14 protein-coding genes are annotated in these 17,227 nt (G+C 59.8%); 10 read left to right on the forward strand and 4 right to left on the reverse strand.

All coding sequences use genetic code 11. The annotated features are described in order from the left end of the window. Nucleotides 1-59 precede the first annotated feature (59 nt). From H7B67_RS27165 to H7B67_RS27195, 7 genes are all read left to right on the forward strand, one after another. Nucleotides 60-749, forward strand: a complete 690-nt coding sequence (locus tag H7B67_RS27165; protein WP_185123015.1) for a response regulator transcription factor — start codon at nt 60-62, stop codon at nt 747-749. After that, the gene (locus tag H7B67_RS27170; protein ID WP_185123016.1) at nt 746-2,251 is read left to right on the forward strand and encodes an ATP-binding protein; all 1,506 of its coding nucleotides are present in this window, start codon (nt 746-748) and stop codon (nt 2,249-2,251) included. Before H7B67_RS27165 ends, H7B67_RS27170 begins: the two co-directional genes overlap by 4 nt. 157 nt (nt 2,252-2,408) lie before the next feature. Then, a complete protein-coding gene (locus H7B67_RS27175) occupies nt 2,409-3,557 on the forward strand; it encodes a TolB family protein (RefSeq protein WP_245363530.1) in 1,149 nt (382 codons plus the stop codon). Nucleotides 3,558-3,573: 16 nt separating this feature from the next. Beyond that, complete coding sequence (locus tag H7B67_RS27180) at nt 3,574-4,278, forward strand: stalk domain-containing protein (RefSeq protein WP_185123017.1); 705 nt, start codon at nt 3,574-3,576, stop codon at nt 4,276-4,278. Nucleotides 4,279-4,427: 149 nt separating this feature from the next. Beyond that, nucleotides 4,428-5,489, forward strand: coding sequence for an autoinducer 2 ABC transporter substrate-binding protein (locus H7B67_RS27185; protein WP_342592481.1), 1,062 nt, complete (start codon nt 4,428-4,430; stop codon nt 5,487-5,489). Continuing rightward, nucleotides 5,479-7,341: a sensor histidine kinase gene (locus H7B67_RS27190; RefSeq protein WP_185123018.1), complete on the forward strand. Its 1,863-nt coding sequence runs from the start codon at nt 5,479-5,481 to the stop codon at nt 7,339-7,341. Before H7B67_RS27185 ends, H7B67_RS27190 begins: the two co-directional genes overlap by 11 nt. 6 nt (nt 7,342-7,347) lie before the next feature. After that, complete coding sequence (locus H7B67_RS27195) at nt 7,348-8,994, forward strand: response regulator transcription factor (RefSeq protein ID WP_185123019.1); 1,647 nt, start codon at nt 7,348-7,350, stop codon at nt 8,992-8,994. Nucleotides 8,995-9,106: 112 nt separating this feature from the next. Here H7B67_RS27195 and rarD read toward each other — a convergent pair whose 3' ends face one another. The 4 genes from rarD to H7B67_RS27215 all read right to left on the reverse strand — a co-directional run bounded on the left by rarD (nt 9,107) and on the right by H7B67_RS27215 (nt 13,038). Next, a complete protein-coding gene (gene rarD, locus H7B67_RS27200) occupies nt 9,107-9,985 on the reverse strand; it encodes an EamA family transporter RarD (RefSeq protein WP_185123020.1) in 879 nt (292 codons plus the stop codon). Between the two features lie 100 nt (nt 9,986-10,085). Next, entirely contained in the window at nt 10,086-10,985 is a 900-nt protein-coding gene (locus H7B67_RS27205; protein ID WP_185123021.1) for an SDR family oxidoreductase, read from the reverse strand. Between the two features lie 168 nt (nt 10,986-11,153). Further along, nucleotides 11,154-12,098 (reverse strand): AraC family transcriptional regulator, encoded by a 945-nt coding sequence (locus H7B67_RS27210; protein WP_185123048.1) that lies wholly within the window; start codon nt 12,096-12,098, stop codon nt 11,154-11,156. 232 nt (nt 12,099-12,330) lie between these two features. Continuing rightward, entirely contained in the window at nt 12,331-13,038 is a 708-nt protein-coding gene (locus tag H7B67_RS27215; protein ID WP_185123022.1) for a PsbP-related protein, read from the reverse strand. A gap of 432 nt (nt 13,039-13,470) precedes the next feature. On the opposite strand from H7B67_RS27215, the gene H7B67_RS27220 reads away from it, so the two are divergent. From H7B67_RS27220 to H7B67_RS27230, 3 genes are read left to right on the forward strand one after another with little or no spacing between them, the layout of a single operon-like run. Then, complete coding sequence (locus H7B67_RS27220) at nt 13,471-14,994, forward strand: sugar ABC transporter ATP-binding protein (RefSeq protein ID WP_185123023.1); 1,524 nt, start codon at nt 13,471-13,473, stop codon at nt 14,992-14,994. Between the two features lies 1 nt (nt 14,995). Further along, the gene (locus tag H7B67_RS27225; RefSeq protein WP_245363528.1) at nt 14,996-16,063 is read left to right on the forward strand and encodes an ABC transporter permease; all 1,068 of its coding nucleotides are present in this window, start codon (nt 14,996-14,998) and stop codon (nt 16,061-16,063) included. Nucleotides 16,064-16,067: 4 nt separating this feature from the next. After that, on the forward strand, nt 16,068-17,045 hold the full coding sequence (locus H7B67_RS27230) for an ABC transporter permease (protein WP_185123024.1): 978 nt from the start codon (nt 16,068-16,070) through the stop codon (nt 17,043-17,045). The last annotated feature ends 182 nt before the right edge of the window (nt 17,046-17,227 follow it).

Below are 17,227 nucleotides of genomic sequence, written 5' to 3' on the forward strand. Positions count from 1 at the left end.
CGGGCATTCGACGAATTGGTTGAAAATGGGTACAGTAGAGGGAGAGGAGGCTGGCGAAGATGATAAAAGTATTGGCAGTAGACGACGAAGCCAGCATCTCGGGTGCGATCGCGTACGCGCTGGCACGGGAAGGCTACGAGGTGGAGACCGCCGCGGACGGGCAAGAGGCGCTGGAGAAGGTCCGTTCCTTCCGTCCCGACGTACTGGTCCTCGACGTCATGATGCCCAAATTAAACGGATATGAAGTATGCCGTCGGCTCGACGAGCGGGACCGCCCCGCCGTCATGCTGCTCACGGTTAAGAACGATATCGTGGACAAAGTGCTCGGACTCGAGCTCGGCGCGGACGATTATATGACCAAGCCGTTCGATATGCGGGAATTGATCGCCCGGGTGAAGGCGCTCGCGAGGCGCCGGACCCCGGCTGCTCCGGAGGCGAGCCCCAACGGTAGGGAAGTGCTGGCGATCGGCGGCCTCGTCGTCGATCCTTACGCCCACTCTGCCCGAATCGGAGGCCGGACGCTCGATCTCACCCCTAAGGAATTCGAGCTGCTCGTCCTGTTCGCGCGCAATCCGGAGAGGGTATATACCCGCGAGGACCTGCTCGAGCTCGTGTGGGAGATGGACTTCGCCGGAGGGACGCGCACCGTCGATATTCACGTTCAGAGACTGCGCAAGAAGCTGGGCGATGCCCATGGCCTGATTCAGACCGTCTACGGCGTCGGGTATAAGCTGGAGAAGCCGTCGTGAGGGGCCGGCCCCGCTTCGGGCTGAAATGGCGGATTTCGCTGCTTCTCGCCCTCCTGCTCGCGTTCGTCCTCGTGCTGCTCAGTTCGCTTGTGCTCGCCGGCATCCGGGAGGATCAGCGAACCCGTCTCGAGCAAACGTTCGAGCATCAGGCGGATTCGGCGAATCTGCGCGTTCGCGAGGCTTACTTGACCGGAGAGCGCGTGGAGCCGAACGAGTTCATGGATAAGAGCGGCCAGAAGCTCGCGGTCGATCTCGGCGAAATGAGCGGCATGGCGGTGACGCTCTATCGGGCGGACGGCAGCTTCGCCGGCACGTCGCTGCCGGTCCAGCCGCGGGTCGACGTCCAGGACGCCTTGGCCTATACGGCCCGCGGCCAGTCCGCCTATATCACCGAAGGAAGCGCCGTCTTATACCTGGCACCGTTATATAACGCCGACGAGCTGCTCGGGACCGTCCAGTTCCACGGTTCTCTTGCCGAGCAGCAAGCGTTCTACTCCCGCATCCGCAACCTGTTTCTGACGACCGGCGGCGCCGTGCTGGCGGCGGGATTTCTGATCGGCTTCCTGTACGTAAGGCGCCAGGTCGGCGTCATCGCCAAGCTGAACGAGGACGCGAGCCGAATCGGGCAAGGCCGATACCTCGCCGCTCCTTCCGTCAAACGGAGGGACGAGTTGGGGCATCTTTCTCAAGGCATCTATGAAATGAGCGAGAACATCTCTTCGTCCGTACGCGAGCTCGAGGAGGAGAAACGGAAGCTGATCGAAGCGATCGCCAGGCTCGAGGAGCTGGAGCGGCAGCAGAAGCAGTTTATCGGCAATATCAGCCACGAGCTGAAGACGCCTCTCACCGCCATCCTCGCCTACTCCGACCTGCTTGGGATGTACGGAGACGACCCGAAGCTGCTCGATAAAGCCTCCGTGGAGATCCGGCAGGAAGCTCAGCGCTTATACGGGCTGGTGGAGAAGGCGCTGAAGCTGTCGTCGATGGACGTATACGATTTTCAGACGGCGGCCCGGTCGGTTCCGATCGCTCCGGCCATTCGCGAGGCGATCGACCGCATTCGGATCAAAGCCGACGCAAGGAACGTCCGCATCGAGGCCAAGCTAGAGGAAGCAGACGTTTGGGCGGACCCGGATAACCTGATGCATATGCTCCTTAACCTGCTCGATAACGCGGTGAAATACAACAAGGAGGGCGGAACGGTTCGAATCGCGAACTTCCGCGCGCGCAGCGCCGATAGCGCGGAGGTCATGCGAATCGAAGTCGCCGATACCGGCATCGGAATTCCGGGGGAAGCGCGGGAACGGATTTTCGATCCGTTCTATACCGTCAGCGACGACCGTTCCCGCGAGACCGGAGGCACCGGACTCGGCCTGTCGCTTGTCCGAAGCCTTGCCGAGAAGCAGAACGGGACCGTTCGACTGGCCGAATCCGGGCCGGGAGGGTCGCTCTTCGTCCTGGAGCTGCCGGTCGCTCCCGAATCGGATACAATCGCAGACTGAAAGGTTTACAAGTTCGTTACAAGCCGGATATCGATTCGAGATATCCGGCCTTTATATTAGGATTCAGCAGGGGAGCCAAGGGCGCCGAACAATCGGCGGATGAGCCCGCCGGAGCGCCTTGAACGCTAACCTGCTGCACGAACGGGAGGAACGTTCCATGGCTAAAGGCATGGCAAGGAGGATGGCGGTGCTCGGGATCGCGGCGGCGCTGTCCGCAAGCCTGGTCGGCTGTGAAGCCGATCGCGGCGGCCCGCTTCCGGGCGGGGGAGCCTCTTCGGAAGGAGGACGCACGCTGACCGTCGTGAAGGACGGAGGGCGCCAGCCGAACGAGGATATCGCGGTAGCCCGGATCCATCGTCTGGAAGGCGCGTCGATCGAGCAGTGGCTGTCGGACGACGAGGCGCGCCTTGTCATAACGAAGGTCGCGAAGGCCGCTACCGGGACGGAGGAACCGAAGTACGAATACTTTGCCACGACGGTCGATCTCCAGACCGACAAGCAGGAGGAGCTGCAGCCGCTGGCCGAACCGTCCTCGTCGGGGGCGATAACCCGAACGTATCCTTCCCCCGACGGCAAGTTCTCTTTCGTTCAGGAGTGGCAAGACAAATACACCGCTTCGAACTCCGTTCTGAACCTGTCCACGGGAGAGAGCGTGGAGGTGCCGGTCGCCAATTATCTCGAGAAGGGCGGCTGGCTCGACAACGAGACGTACGTGCTGGCGGCAGGCTCCATGAACGGGCGCGGAGAGATCTATGCCGTCTCGACGAACGGCCGAAGCAAGGTTATTCGGCTCGACGATCCGGACGCGGAGACGTTCGAGCAGTTCGAGGCGGGATACGGCCGCATTTACTACCTGGACGGGAAGCGGAACCTCAAGGCGTTCGCGCCGGGAGACGCCAAACCCGTTACGCTCGTCAAGGGAGCGGGGCCGTTCCGGCTGTCCCCCGCCGGCAACCGGATCGCCGTGACCGCCGCTTACCGGGAGGGAGTTCCGGGTACTAAGTTAACGATGTACGATACGGCCGGCAGCGCCCAAGGCTTCCTGATCGGCAAAGGCGACTTGGTGAACGACATCAGCTGGTCTCCCGACGGATCTCTGTTCGCTTTCTCTGTCTACACCGAGGCCAAGAGCGGCATGAACGGAGTATACGCGTACGATTCCGCCACGGGGAAGGTGTCCCCGATCGGCCCGTCCTATTTTCCGCAATATCCTCTCAACTGGAATCCTTCCGGTACCCGGCTCGGGGTGACCGTCGGAGGAGAGAACGGATTGCCGGTGACGCAAATTATCGACTTTAAATCCTAAAAGGAGTGCATATTACATGAAGACAATGATGAAAAAATCCGTGTTCGGCGTTGTGGTTCTAGGAATGACGGTGGCTTGGGCGGGCGGCGTGTATGCCGGATCGAACCTGCAGAAAATTACCGCCTACTTGAACGGCAATCTGGATATCCAAGTGAACGGCACGCACTTTACCGCGAAGGACGGGAACGGCAATAAGCTGTCGCCGATTACCTATGAGAATACGACGTATCTGCCGGTTAGAGCGGTAGCCGACGCGGTGAACGTGCCGATCGTCTACGACGCCTCGAAGCAGCAGATTCGAATCGGAACGGGAACGACCGCCCCATCGACCGGCGATTTATCCGATATCTCCTACACCGCGGCGCAGGTCAAGGCGATCAAAGCCGCGTTCGCCGGCTTCGACGGCTTCGAGACGGCGTATGCTCCGACTAAGATGACCCAAGGCGATGCTTACCAGAAGGCGGTCGGCACGAGCGACGGGGTGAACCTCGTGTTCGACCATATGATCGTGAACGTCTCCCCGCGCGACTACTCGGCCGGCTACGAGAGCCAAGAGGTGACGCTGTCGAACGGGGTCAAGGCGAAGTGGTACACGCCTTCCGACACGGCGATGCTGAGCTTCCAATTGGACGACCGCACCGTAACGATCAGCTCCCCCGACAGCAAGGCATCCAAGGCCATGATCGAGAAGGTCGCCGTGAGCGTATCGAAGCTGCAATAATGATAATGGAATGGCAGAGGAGCTCTCCCGCCGAGGGAGGGCTCTTCTTGTTATTCCCCGGAAGCCGCCTTCTCCAAGGATTGCATTATTGTGGAGGAGGGTTCCTCGTGCTATCTTGGTAGTAGTTGCGCTGCTGGAGGTGCAGGACAGTGATTGCGAGAATTAGAGCGTGGCGTTTCTTTTGGATATTCCTTGCGCTAGCCGTTGTAAGCGCTTGCGGAAGAGGCGGCGCCGATTCCTATAAAGTGATCTACGAGATGGAGAATCCGTCCGCCTCGGCGGAGGATGGCGTTGCGGCCGACAGTCCGGCTCCCCACTACCGAATCGGAGTCGTGCCGAAGTTAAGCAACACGTATTTCGATGTCGTGAAGCAGGGCGCGCAGGAAGCGGCTTGGGATATCGACGTCGAGCTTCTGTACAAGGTTCCGGCTTCCACCGACCCGCAGGACCAAATCGAAGCGATTCGCGATCTGATGGAGCAGAAGGTCGATGCGATCGCCGTGTCGGCCAACGATCCTCAGGCGCTTGTGCCCGTTCTGGGGGAAGCCAAGCAAATGGGGATCAAAATCATTACGTGGGACGCGGATACCGAGCCGGAAGCGAGGGAGTTCTACGTGAACATGGTCGATCCGGAGACGCTGGGCCGACACCTGATCGACACGCTCGCCTGGAGCATCGGAGAGAAGGGAGAGTTCGCGATCATGACCGCTTCGCTCAGCGCCGCCAACCAGAACGAATGGATCAAGTGGATGAAGGCGCAGCGGCAGGAGTATTATCCGAACATGAAGCTGGTCGAGATCGTTCCGACCGACGACGCCCCCGACAAGGCGTACGATGCGGCGAAAGAGCTGCTGAAGAAGCATCCGAATCTGAGGGGCATCGTGGGCAACGCGTCCGTCGGACCTCCCGCCGCCGCCCAAGCGGTCAAAGAAGCGGACGCGGCCGGGCGGATCAGCGTGGTCGGCCTCTCGACGCCGAATCTGATGCGCGGCTATCTTCATGAGGGCTACGCGCAGACGGCGACGCTGTGGAGCCCGAAGAAGCTCGGATATCTGACGGTCGTGCTGGCCCGCAACCTGCTGCTCGGGCAGACCCCTTACGACGATCAACCGGTGGAGAAGGTAGGCAATATACGGGTGAACGGGGATATGATCATCATGGGCGCGCCGCTCGATTTTACGAAGGATAATGTGGACCAATATGATTTCTAGGCTGCGCGAACGTTTGAAGCTTCGCAACACCCGGCTGAGCTCCAAGCTGATCATGACCTACCTGCTGCTCACCGTCATTCCCATGTCCTTGCTCGGTTACGTCACGTACACCCAATTCACCCGTTCGATCGAAGAGCAGATCGGCGAATATATGCCTCGGTTTCTCAATCAAGCGAATTCGAATATCGAGCAGCGCCTCATGGAGCTCGCCTCGCTGCCGGATCTGCTGTTCAACTCGGACGACATGATCGCCATCCTGAGAAGGGACGAGGAACAGAGCGTATCCGACCGGAACAAGGACTTGTTCAGCCTGAACAGCTACATGTCCCGCACGTACCTGGGGGGAAGCAACCCGGACGTTCTCGCGGTGTTTCTTCTGTCCAAAAACCGGTTTTTTCAAAGCTCCAAGGTGGCTTATACGGGCTTCGACCGCGACCAGGCGATCGCTCCCTACCGCTACGAGCTGTCCAACCTGGTCGAAAAGCCGAAAATCATTCTGCCAAGCGAGACGGGCCTGCGCTTCCAGAACGATGTCCCCTACATTCTTATCATGAAGCAGATCGCGGATACGGACAATCGGCGCATCCTCGGAACGATGTTCATTGCCGTGCAGCTCACTTTTATCGACCGGATCCTGCACGACTTCGAGAAGAACGACAAAGCCGATCTCTGGGTCATGAACGGCAAGGGAGAGAGGCTTTACCATACCGATCCGGAGATGATCGGAACGTTCGACGCGGAGATCGATCGGTACCCGATCCGCAACGGAAGCTTCCGCACGACGGGCGCGGGGCCGCAGAGGCTCGTGAGCGTGACGGAATCGGCCGAGCTCGGCTGGGTGTTCGTGCACAGCATCCCTCTGAAATATTTGACGGAGAAAACCGATCTCGTGCGCAACGTGACCGTCTTCGCGTTCATCGGAGTCGTGCTGGTGACGGCGATTCTCGCGGTCGTTCTGTCGTTGAACATCACGAGGCCGCTCAAGAAGCTGAGCCGCCTGATGAAGAACGCGGAGATGGGGCATTTCCAGGTGGACCATTCTCTCCAGAGCCGAGACGAGGTCGGTTCCCTGGCCCGCAGCTTCAACTCGATGATCACCACGACGCGCGAGCTGATCCAGACGAACTACCGCATCGAGATCCGGCAGAAGGAAGCGGAGCTGTACGCCCTGCAGTCGCAGATCAATCCGCACTTCATCTACAACACGCTGGAGACGATCGGAATGGCGGTGGAGGAGCGGGAGACGGAGACGGTCGTGGACATGGTGACGCTGCTCGGGCGGATGCTGCGGTTCTCGGTCGGGAACAAAGCGAAGTCCGTGCCCCTGACCGACGAGGTGCAGCACATCCGGGACTATCTGACGATCCAGAAGTACCGCTTCGAGGATCGGCTGACGTTCGATATTCAGCTGGGGACCGATATCGAGCGGGAGAATCTTTATTCGCCTAAGTTCATTCTGCAGCCGATCGTGGAGAACGCCATCAAGCACGGGCTGGAGACGCGCAAGGTGCTGGACATTCAGATCGGAATCGGCAAGGAGATGAGCTTCCGCTCCGGCAAGCAGGACGTCGTGTATCGCATACGCGACAACGGGCCGGGCATCCCGGCGGAGAGAATGGCGGAGCTGGAGGAAGCGCTGAGGTCGGATACGCATATCGACAAGGACTCCGGCTTCGGCCTTAGCAACGTAAACGCCCGGATCGTGCTGATGCACGGGCCGGAGTACGGCATCCAGCTGCATAGCATTTATGGGAAGGGAACGGAGGTCATCGTCAGGATTCCGGCTCTGAACGGGATGGAAGGCTTGGCGGAATCGGAAGGGATGGATAAGAGCCGGGGCGAGGAGGAGTGACGGGGGATGCAGAAAATACGGACGGTGATCGTGGACGACGAGGCCCGCATTCGCAGGGGGATTGAGAGACTGGTTCAGTCCTGCGGCGAGGAATGGGAGGTTGTCGCGACGCTCTCCGACGGCAAGGAGGCGCTCGATTACCTCCATGGCTCGCAGGGCGCGGTCGATCTGCTCATCTCGGACGTGAAGATGCCGGTGATGGACGGCCTCGCGCTGATCAAGGAAGCGAAGCGGCACTATTCGTTCTACCCGATGCTGATCAGCGGGTATGACGATTTCGAATATTTGCAGACGGCCATTCGGGAAGGGGCCGTCGATTACCTGCTCAAGCCGGTGGACCGGGAGCAGTTCCGGGAGCGGCTGGCGGAGCTGAGGGCTAAGATATTGGAAGGGCGAAGCGAGTCGTGGAGGCGGGAGGAGACCGAGCGCCAGGCCGTGAAGCTGAAGCCCGCCCGGCAGACGCAGACGCTGAGCTACATTACTTCGGCGGGCATCGATATCGAACGGTTAGGCTATTGGGTCGAGGATTTCCCGCGCGGCCGATACTTGCTTCTCTACGCCAGCTTGGATTCGCTGCCGGTGAAGTCGAGAGGGTACACGACCAAGGATTGGGAGGCGTACACGTTCGCGCTCGAGAATATCATCGCGGAGGTCGTCGCGAACTACGAGCGCCAGACCGGCCTTCAAGGCTGGAGCTGGCGGGGCGGCAACACGGACTTCTGGATCTTGATCGGCTGCGGGGACGGCGAGGTCGAGCTGGAGCGGGAAGGGCTTGCTCTGTCCGAGCAGGTAAGGGGCTCGATTCAGACTTACATGCCCTTTACGATCTCGGTGTCGATCGCGGAACCGATCGAGGACCTGTATCTTCTGCCGGGAGCCCGGCGGGAAGCGTTGTCGCTGATGCATTATCGGCTGGTGGAAGGGGGCAACCGCGTGTTCCGGCAGGCGGACCGGGCAGCTTCGGAGGAAGCGGACGGCAGCGCTTCCCTGTCGAGGGCCGAGGTCGAGCTGGCTCAACTGGCGCAGCGGCTCCGGCAAGCGGTCGCTCACGCCAACGCGGAAGAAGCGGAATCGCTGCTACGGCAATACTTCGCGGAGCTCGAGAGGTCGGGCTCCCCCGCCGTCATCCGCGGCGCCGCACAGAATCTGCTCATCCAGATTCATTCGGTCGCGCTGGAAGGGGGCGGAGCGGAAGGAGCCCCCGACTCCGTCGAGCAAGCGATCCGTTCGCTGGACCACGTGACCCGGCTCTCGGAGCTTCGCGGCGAGCTGGCCGGGCGGATGAACGGGATCATGGGAGCCATCAGGGAGGCTCGCAGCGAGGGCAACCGCAAGCCCGTGGAGCAGGCGAAGGCCTGGATCCGGGACCATCTGGGCGGCGACCTCTCCATCAAGCGGATCGCCGATCACGTCTACATGAACCCGACCTACTTCTGCGAATATTTTAAGCTGCAGACCGGGGAGACCGTGCTCGACTACGTTACCCGGCAGCGCATGGAGAAGGCGCGGGAGATGCTCGGCGACCCGGCGGCCAAGCTGCAGGACATCTCGCTCAAGGTCGGCTACCAGGACGTAAAGTACTTCAGCAAGCTGTTCAAGGCTTGGGCGGGGGTGTCCCCGTCGAAGTATCGGGAGCAGGCGATGATGGGATAGCATAAAGGCAGGTTTGGGCGGCGGACAGCGGCTGCAGCTTAATCGGCAAACGGCCATCTCCGCCCCATGGGACGAAAATGGCCGTTATGACGGTGCGCGAGCTCTTTTGCCGTCAGTTCGCCTTCGCGAGTCTCGCGGCGCGAACCGATGACGCGGCGTATACGACGAGCGATGTCCAGATGAGCGCGAAGCCGACGAGCAGCGCCGGCGAGACCGATTCCTTGAACACGAATACGCTCAGAACCAACATGATCGTCGGCCCAATGTATTGGACGAATCCAAGCGCGGACAGCGCCATCCGGGCGGCCGCCCGCGCAAAGAAGAGCAGCGGCAGCGCCGTTACCGCGCCGGATAGGAGCAGTTCGACGAACGTGGACGCGGGCAGCGTCCATGCCGTCGTCTTGCCCGCGGCGGCCAAATAGATCCAGTAGCCGAGCGCGACGGGCAGGACGACGGCCGTCTCCGACAGCAGGCCGACGGAAGCGTCTTGCGCGATCTTCTTCTTCGCGAAGCCGTAAAAGCCGAACGACGCGGCCAGCGAGATCGCGACCCACGGGAACCGCCCGTAGTCGATGGCGATGATGAGCACCGCGGCGCCGGCGATGGCAATCGCGAGCCATTGGCCGCGGTTCGGCTTCTCGCGAAGGAAGACGACCGCCAGCAGCACGTTCAGCAACGGGTTCAAATAATAGCCGAGACTCGTCTCGACGACATGCCCGTTGTTGACCGCCCAGATGAAGATGAGCCAATTCGCCGCGATCAGAAGCCCGCTGGCGGCGAGCGGCAGCAGGAGCGCCCGGCTGGTCGCGATCCGCTTCACGTCGCCCCAACGGCGCTGGACGGCGACGAGAATCCCCATGAAGACGAACGACCAGACGACCCGGTGAGACAGAATCTCTCCTGCCGGCACGTCGTTGAACAGCTTCCAATAAAGCGGGAGAACTCCCCACATGATATACGCGATAATGGCGTTGACCAACCCGTTGTTCATAACCGATTCCCCGCTTTTCGCTTCGATGTCTGAACGGATTATACGCCTCGCTTCGCGCTTAAGCAAAGGAAAAAATTGGTCGGCCGGCAGCGGACTTCCTTCAGTTGTTGAAGTAATGTCCCTGTTCCAGATCCGGGATCAACGCGGGGTGCGCCGGATGCCATCCCAAGCGTTCCTGGGTCCGTGCGCTAGACATCGGGTTGTCGGACGACGCGAAGGATCCGAGAAAGCCGAAGTGGGCTTCCGCCTCTTCGCGGGAAATGCTGATCGCCGGCAGATTTAGGCGGCGACCGATGATGCCGGCGATGTCGCGGAAGGGCACGCCTTCTTCGCCGACCCCGTGCAGCCGCGAGCCGGCCGGCGCGGATTCGACGGCGAGACGGTACAGGCGCGCCGCATCGAGGCGGTGAACGGCCGGCCAACGGTTGGAACCGTCGCCGACGTAGGCGGAGAAGCCCTTGCCGCGAGCAATGTCGATCAGCATCGGGATGAAGCCATGATCGCCCGGGCCGTGCACGGTCGGTGCGAGACGGACGACAGAGGCTCTCACCCCGCGTTCTGCCAGCGAGATCACCGCGTTCTCCGCTGCGCCTCGGGGCACTGCGGAGTCAACCGCGACGTCCTCCGTCCCGAGAAGCCCCGGCGGGGTCGACCATGCGACCAACAAGGTTCCCGAGGTGAACACGAACGGCTTGCCGGTACCCTCAAGCGCCGCGCCTAACGTCTCGACGGCGCGCAGGTCGGCTGCGACCGCGCCGGCGAAGTCCGAGAAGTCGGTCTTGAAGCCCAAGTGAATGACTCCGTCTGCTGCGACGGCGCCCTTATGCAGGCTGTCGAGATCTTCGAGGGAGCCGCGGTGCACCTCGGCTCCGGCTGCCGACAATGACTCGGCAGCCTTGTCCGAGCGGGCAAGGCCGACTACCCGATGCCCTGCATCGATGAGTTCGCGAACGACGGCGGAACCGATAAAGCCCGTCGCCCCTGTGACAAAAACACGCATAATGAGTCCTCCTTAAGCTGCTGAGCAGAAGATCTGCTTGAACCGCCGGCGGGGCGGATCATCGATCGGCACCGCCGGCCCCAAGGCTAAACTCATTATAGGTTGCGTCTCATCCGGATCTTTGCCTGTTCCTCGTCGCTTCTTGCCTAATCCGCCGGAATACGCGGGTCAGTCCGGTGTTTTCCTTTGTTGGCGCCATTCGGCGACGTCCTTGCTTGGCGGGCTTCCAAAAAAACTTCTGTAATCCCGGCTGAATTGAGAGGCGCTCGCATACCCCACCATTTGGCATGCGGCGGTCGCATCCATGGAGTTCGAAATCAGCAGACGCCTTGCCTCATGAAGGCGCAACGCTTTTTGGTATTGCAGCGGGCTCATGGAAGTGACGGCCTTGAAATGTTCGTGAAACGCGGACGCGCTCATATGGACCAGCTCGGCCAGGTCTGCAACCTTCATCTGTTGGGAGAAGTTGTCGCGCAGCCAAGCAATCGCCTTCACGACCCGCTGCATGCCCGAATCCGCAAAACAAATTTCGGCGACTTGGGCGCCGATGGGGCTGCGCAGGACTCGTATCAGAATCTCATCCGCCACGAGCGGGGCAAGCAACTCGGCGTCGCCGGGATTAGAGAGACATTCCACTAGCCTCGTCACGGCATTAAGCATGCCCAAGTCTGCGCTAATAACGTAACCCGCGCTTCGATTACGAACGGCAGGCAGACCCTGGGGATACACTTTCAGTACCAACTCGGCAATTCTTTGCGGGTCGAGGTTCAGCTTAACGCTCAGGTATGGGTCGGAATGGGTGGCTTGTACGGTCTTCACGGCGATCGGCAGAGCAACGGGGAATAGGAGCATATGCGACCGGCCGAACGAATGGACCTCCTGCCCCACCGTGACGACCTTTGCCCCCTGTGCAACGATCAACAGAGAGGGGATGTCGAAGGTCTTCACGTAGTCGATGTTAACACGTGAATAGCGACTGACGTGCAAACCGGGGATGCGCTGGCTAAAGGTGCCGTCATGGGGAGTATAGGTGCGGATCAGGCGTGCCAGACGGGCCGTTTCGGCATCAAGCGACTCGTCGGCGTAAGCGGATGCCGAATTTATATCTAGCATCTTCACGTTCGAAATCAACTCCAATGGGACGCGCCCAGGTTAGTGCCACGGGAACGGGTTATTTACCTGCTCCGCTCGAGGGTCATTCCTCATACCCGGATTATACGTTCCCGAATGTTACGTTGCAATGAACGATCAATCCCGAACGAAAGAGAAACCCGGGCGTCTTGGCACAAGGCGCTGGGTTTCTCGACCATCCGAGACGGCCCCATAAGGGCCGTCTTCTTTATGCTTATTTAAACGTAAAGGTAGATACCATGTTCCCGAACGCTTCGCTGAATTTATCGAAATCGGCTTCCGCGGCGGAGCAGGTGATGACGTAGGCCTTGCCGCCGTTAATCGTAATCACTTGGCGCCAGTACAGCTCGTTCTGTCCTTGCGTGCCCGTGTAGTCGAGGATGGTGAGCTCCAGTCCGTTCTCCGCGGTGGTCGTCTCCTCGTCGACAAACTCGTAGTCGGTGATGACTTGAGGCAGCTGCTGCTTGGACAGCTCGACGTACTGCGCAAGATCGATGGCTTGGCCTTGCAGATCTTGCACGACGAGGTTGACGTTCTCGGCGAACTTGTCCCCATCTCCTTCGAGCGGAGAGAGAATGGCGAACGAGACGCCCGGAACGTCCGTACGAACTTCCCAGTCCTCGGGATACTCGATGCTGACTTGGTTGGCCGTATCTTCATAAAGGCTATAACCGGCTACGGTGCTAACTGCCGCATCCGCGCTCCCGCTTGGGCTGGCCGAAGCGGAAGAGCTCGGCGATTCCGACGGGGATTCGCTTGGGCTTGCCGAAGGCGAAGAGCTGGCGCTTGCGCTAGGGCTCGAGGAAGCCGAAGGGCTCTCGGACGCGTCCTTGTCGTTATTGCCGCCGCACGCTCCGAGCACTAAAGCCAAACTCAGCGGAATCATCCATTTTGCCAACTGTCTCTTTTTGGTTTCTCTCATTTCCATGACCTCCTATAATTTGACAAAGCATGCCTTGAACACTTTCGCATTTAATGGATTTCCAGTCAATAAATAGATCGGACTATGTGCTTCTCATCTTTGTTCTCGTCTCTAGGTCTTTTGCTATATTTGCAAAGGAATTGTCAGGCTTCGAAAATGAGCGATATAGGGCACCTTTTGCTAGTCAGCAACCTGCGCCAATGGACAGGATGACCGATCGGAAGCAAATAAGCCGCAAGACCCAGTGCAATTCGGCGAAAATGAGCCTGCAATCGAAGGATACCGCGAGACTCAGACGCAGCATAGCTGACGAGGATGCGGGCGGGAATCCCGAAGAATCTCCCCCTTACCCGAATTCTGTCTCCTTCTTCCCCAAGCCTGTAAGCGCTATCGTTAATGCATAAGGTTTCACTAAGTAAGGGGGAAGCGGGAATGTCCGAGTTCATCCTTGAGCTCAAGGGAATTACGAAGACGTTTCCCGGCGTGAAGGCGCTGGACGACGTTTACTTCAAGCTGAAGCCGGGCGAGATTCATGCGCTGATGGGCGAGAACGGCGCCGGCAAGTCGACTTTTATCAAGGTGATCACCGGCGTGCATGCGCCGGATGAAGGCGATATGTACCTCGACGGGCAGAAGGTGAGCTTCCGCAATCCGAAGGATGCGCAGAAGGCCGGAATCGCGGCGATTTACCAGCATGTGACGTGTTATCCCGACCTGACTGTAACGGAGAACATCTTCATGGGTCATGAGAAAATCGCGAAGGGTACGAAGCGCTTGCTCTGGCGCGACATGCACGAGGAAGCCGGCAAGCTGCTCAAGGAGCTCGGAGCCAGCTTCAGCCCGAAGACGCTGATGGGGGCGCTGAGCGTCGCCGAGCAGCAGATCGTCGAGATCGCCAAGGCGCTGTCGGTGAACGCGCGGATCATCATCATGGACGAACCGACGGCGGCGCTGACGAACAACGAGAGCGAGGAGCTGTACCGGATCGCCGAGAAGCTGCGGGACCAGGGAGCCTCGATTATTTTCATCTCCCACCGATTCGAGGATATGTACCGGTTGGCCAGCAAGGTGACGGTGTTCCGCGATTCGAAGTACATCGGCACGTGGGGCGTGGACGAGATCGGCAACGCGGACCTGATCGTGGCGATGGTTGGACGCGAGATTACCCAACTGTTCCCGAAAAAAGAAGCGCAGATAGGCGAGGAGCTGCTAAGAGTAGAGGGGCTCGGCAAGACGGGCTACTTCGCGGACGTCAGCTTCACGCTTCGCAAAGGCGAGATACTCGGCCTGACAGGACTCGTTGGAGCGGGCCGGACGGAAGTGTGCCAAGCGATCTTCGGCGCCGAGCGTGCCGACAAGGGCAAGATTTTCTACAAAGGCCAAGAGCTCGCGGTCAAATCCCCGCTTCACGCGATGAAGCAAGGGATCGGCTACCTTCCGGAGGACCGGCAGAAGCAGGGACTCGTTCTCTCCTGGGAGATCGGCCGCAACATCACGCTGTCGGCTCTCGAGAAGATGTCCAAGCGGGGCCATATCAACACCCGCAAGGAAGGGGATCTGGCGAAGCGCCTCGCGGAGAAGGTAAGCGTCAAGGCCAAGAGCGTCTTCGACCTGGCGAGCTCGCTGTCGGGCGGCAACCAGCAGAAGGTCGTGTTCGCAAAGCTGCTGACGGCCGACCTCGACATCCTCATCCTCGACGAGCCGACCAAGGGAGTCGATGTCGGAGCGAAGTCGGCGATCTACGAGATTATCAGCGACCTCGCGTGCTCGGGATACGGCATCATTCTCGTCTCCTCCGAGATGCCGGAAATCATCGGCATGTGCGACCGGGTCGCCGTTATGAGAGAAGGCCGAATCACGGCTTTCATGGACAAAGGCAGCATCACCCAGGAAGCGATATTAACGGCTTCGATGGCCGATGCCTCGCCGCAGCAAGATCAGCAAAGGTGGGCTTAGCATGAGTATGAAAAACAGAGGAGGACAACCCGTCGTCGTCGCGGCATCCGGAGGGGGATCCCCCTCTCAGGCGGCCGCGTCCAAGAAGTCCCTCAGCGCCAACATCGCGAAGTTCCGGGAGCTCGGCTTGCTCGCCTTCATCCTTATTCTTGCGGTCGGCGTGCAGATTCGGAACTCGAGCTTTCTCACTTGGGAGAACATCAACGACATCGCGACCAACACCGCGATTCTAAGCATCCTGGCCGTCGGGATGATGCTCGTCATCATCACAAGAGGCATCGACCTGTCGATCGGAGCGACGCTCGCCCTTGCCGGGATGACGGCCGCGCTGACCGTGAAGGAATACCCGGGACTCAACCCGCTCGTAGCCGTTCTTCTCGGGGTCGGAGTCGGAGTCGTGTGCGGAGCCGTTCTCGGCTTCCTCGTCTCGAAGATCAACATCCTGCCGATCATCGCCACTCTCGGGATGATGAACGTGTTCCGCGGCCTGACTTACGAGATGAGCGGCGGCAAGTGGGTCAGCGCCCACCAGATGCCCGACAGCTTCAAGGCGATCGCCACGGGCAAGGTCCTCGGCCTTAACAACCTGATTCTAATCGCTATTGTCATCTATATCGTCGCTTACTATTTTGTGAACCACACCCGCACGGGCAGACAGATTTACGCCGTAGGCAGCAATCCGGACTCCGCCGAGGTGAGCGGCATCAAGTCCGGCCGGATCCTCTGGCTCGTCTACACCGTCATGGGCGGCCTGTCCGGCCTGGCCGGCGTGCTGTGGGTGGCGAAGTTCGCTTCGGCTCAGGGCGACACGGCTTCCGGCTACGAGCTCAGCGTCATCGCGGCTTGCGTGCTCGGCGGCGTCAGCATCGCGGGCGGCTCCGGCAAAATCTCGGGCATCATTCTCGGCTCGGTCCTGCTTGGGATTCTCAACAACGCGCTCCCGATGATCAACGTGTCTCCGTTCTGGCAGAACTTCATTCAGGGCATGATCATTCTGATCGCCGTCCTCATTAACGCCATGGTCAAGCGCGGCATCGACCGCAACAACCTGATGAGGAGGAGGATCTGACGCCATGGAACCGAGACTGCTAGAGAACAAGAGAGAATTCACCCTCAAGGGCTTCTTCTTCCAATGGGAATGGATGCTGGTCGTGCTCTTCGTCGCCATGACGATCATGAACGTCAACCTGTCCGAGTTTTACTGGAACTTCGATAACCTGCGCGACGCCACGATGAGCTTCCTCGACAAAGCGTTCATCGTCCTGCCGATGGTGTTCATCATCATCCTCGGGGACATCGACATCTCCGTCGGCTCGATCGTCGCCCTGTCGTCGGTCATCATGGCCGATCTGTACAACCACGGCGTCCCGATGCCGCTCGCTATGGTCATCTGCCTGCTGGTCGGGACTGTCTGCGGCTATGTCAACGGACTGCTGGTCGTGAAGTTCAAGGAGCTGTCCGCGGTCATCGTCACTTTATCCACCATGATCATTTATCGCGGGATCGCCTACATTCTGCTGAAGGACCAAGCGGCCGGCAAATTCCCCGAATGGTTCAACTTCCTGGGCTGGGATTACGTCGGAGGCGTTCCGTTCATCCTGATCGCCTTTGTCGTCTTCGCCATCGGGTTCTGGTATCTGCTTCACAAAACGACCTTCGGCCGAAAAGTATACGCGATGGGCAGCAACATCACGGCGAGCCGGTTCTCGGGCATTCAGACGGACCGCATCAAAATCATCGTGTTCACGCTGACCGGGCTCATGTCCGCCGTGACCGCCTTGTTCCTGACTTCCCGCATGGGAAGCACGCGGCCGAATATCGCCACGGGCTACGAGCTCGACGTCATCGCGATGGTCGTGCTCGGCGGCATCAGCACTTCCGGGGGCAAGGGACGGATGATCGGCGCGATTCTTGCCATTTTCCTCATCGGTTACCTGCGCTACGGTCTGGGTCTCGTCAACGTGTCCGCCCAGACGCTTCTGATCATCATCGGCCTGCTCCTTATTTTCGCCGTATCGATCCCGAAGCTGAAGCTTAAACAGAAACGTTAGACCCCGATATACGACGGCCCCGGCCGTTCTGTATATACACCAATCAAGAGCCATAAAAAGGGAGGAAACAGAAAGTGAAAAAGATAATGGCATTGGGTTTGACGGCCGTGCTGTCCATGTCCCTGCTCGCGGGCTGCGGCGGCAACGACAATAACGAAGCAAGCGGCGGCGACGCCAAGCCG

The sequence above is a fragment of the Cohnella thailandensis genome (assembly GCF_014212135.1).
GTDB classification, from domain to species: Bacteria; Bacillota; Bacilli; order Paenibacillales; family Paenibacillaceae; genus Cohnella; species Cohnella thailandensis.

What these genes read in the sequence shown, in the direction of transcription:
- H7B67_RS27220 (WP_185123023.1), top strand. Translation starts at nt 13,471, where the DNA reads ATGTCCGAGTTCATCCTTGAGCTCAAGGGAATTACGAAGACGTTTCCC.
- rarD (WP_185123020.1), bottom strand. Translation starts at nt 9,985, where the DNA reads ATGAACAACGGGTTGGTCAACGCCATTATCGCGTATATCATGTGGGGA.
- H7B67_RS27165 (WP_185123015.1), top strand. Translation starts at nt 60, where the DNA reads ATGATAAAAGTATTGGCAGTAGACGACGAAGCCAGCATCTCGGGTGCG.
- H7B67_RS27215 (WP_185123022.1), bottom strand. Translation starts at nt 13,038, where the DNA reads ATGAGAGAAACCAAAAAGAGACAGTTGGCAAAATGGATGATTCCGCTG.
- H7B67_RS27230 (WP_185123024.1), top strand. Translation starts at nt 16,068, where the DNA reads ATGGAACCGAGACTGCTAGAGAACAAGAGAGAATTCACCCTCAAGGGC.
- H7B67_RS27175 (WP_245363530.1), top strand. Translation starts at nt 2,409, where the DNA reads ATGGCTAAAGGCATGGCAAGGAGGATGGCGGTGCTCGGGATCGCGGCG.
- H7B67_RS27195 (WP_185123019.1), top strand. Translation starts at nt 7,348, where the DNA reads ATGCAGAAAATACGGACGGTGATCGTGGACGACGAGGCCCGCATTCGC.
- H7B67_RS27180 (WP_185123017.1), top strand. Translation starts at nt 3,574, where the DNA reads ATGAAGACAATGATGAAAAAATCCGTGTTCGGCGTTGTGGTTCTAGGA.
- H7B67_RS27190 (WP_185123018.1), top strand. Translation starts at nt 5,479, where the DNA reads ATGATTTCTAGGCTGCGCGAACGTTTGAAGCTTCGCAACACCCGGCTG.
- H7B67_RS27225 (WP_245363528.1), top strand. Translation starts at nt 14,996, where the DNA reads ATGAGTATGAAAAACAGAGGAGGACAACCCGTCGTCGTCGCGGCATCC.
- H7B67_RS27205 (WP_185123021.1), bottom strand. Translation starts at nt 10,985, where the DNA reads ATGCGTGTTTTTGTCACAGGGGCGACGGGCTTTATCGGTTCCGCCGTC.
- H7B67_RS27210 (WP_185123048.1), bottom strand. Translation starts at nt 12,098, where the DNA reads ATGCTAGATATAAATTCGGCATCCGCTTACGCCGACGAGTCGCTTGAT.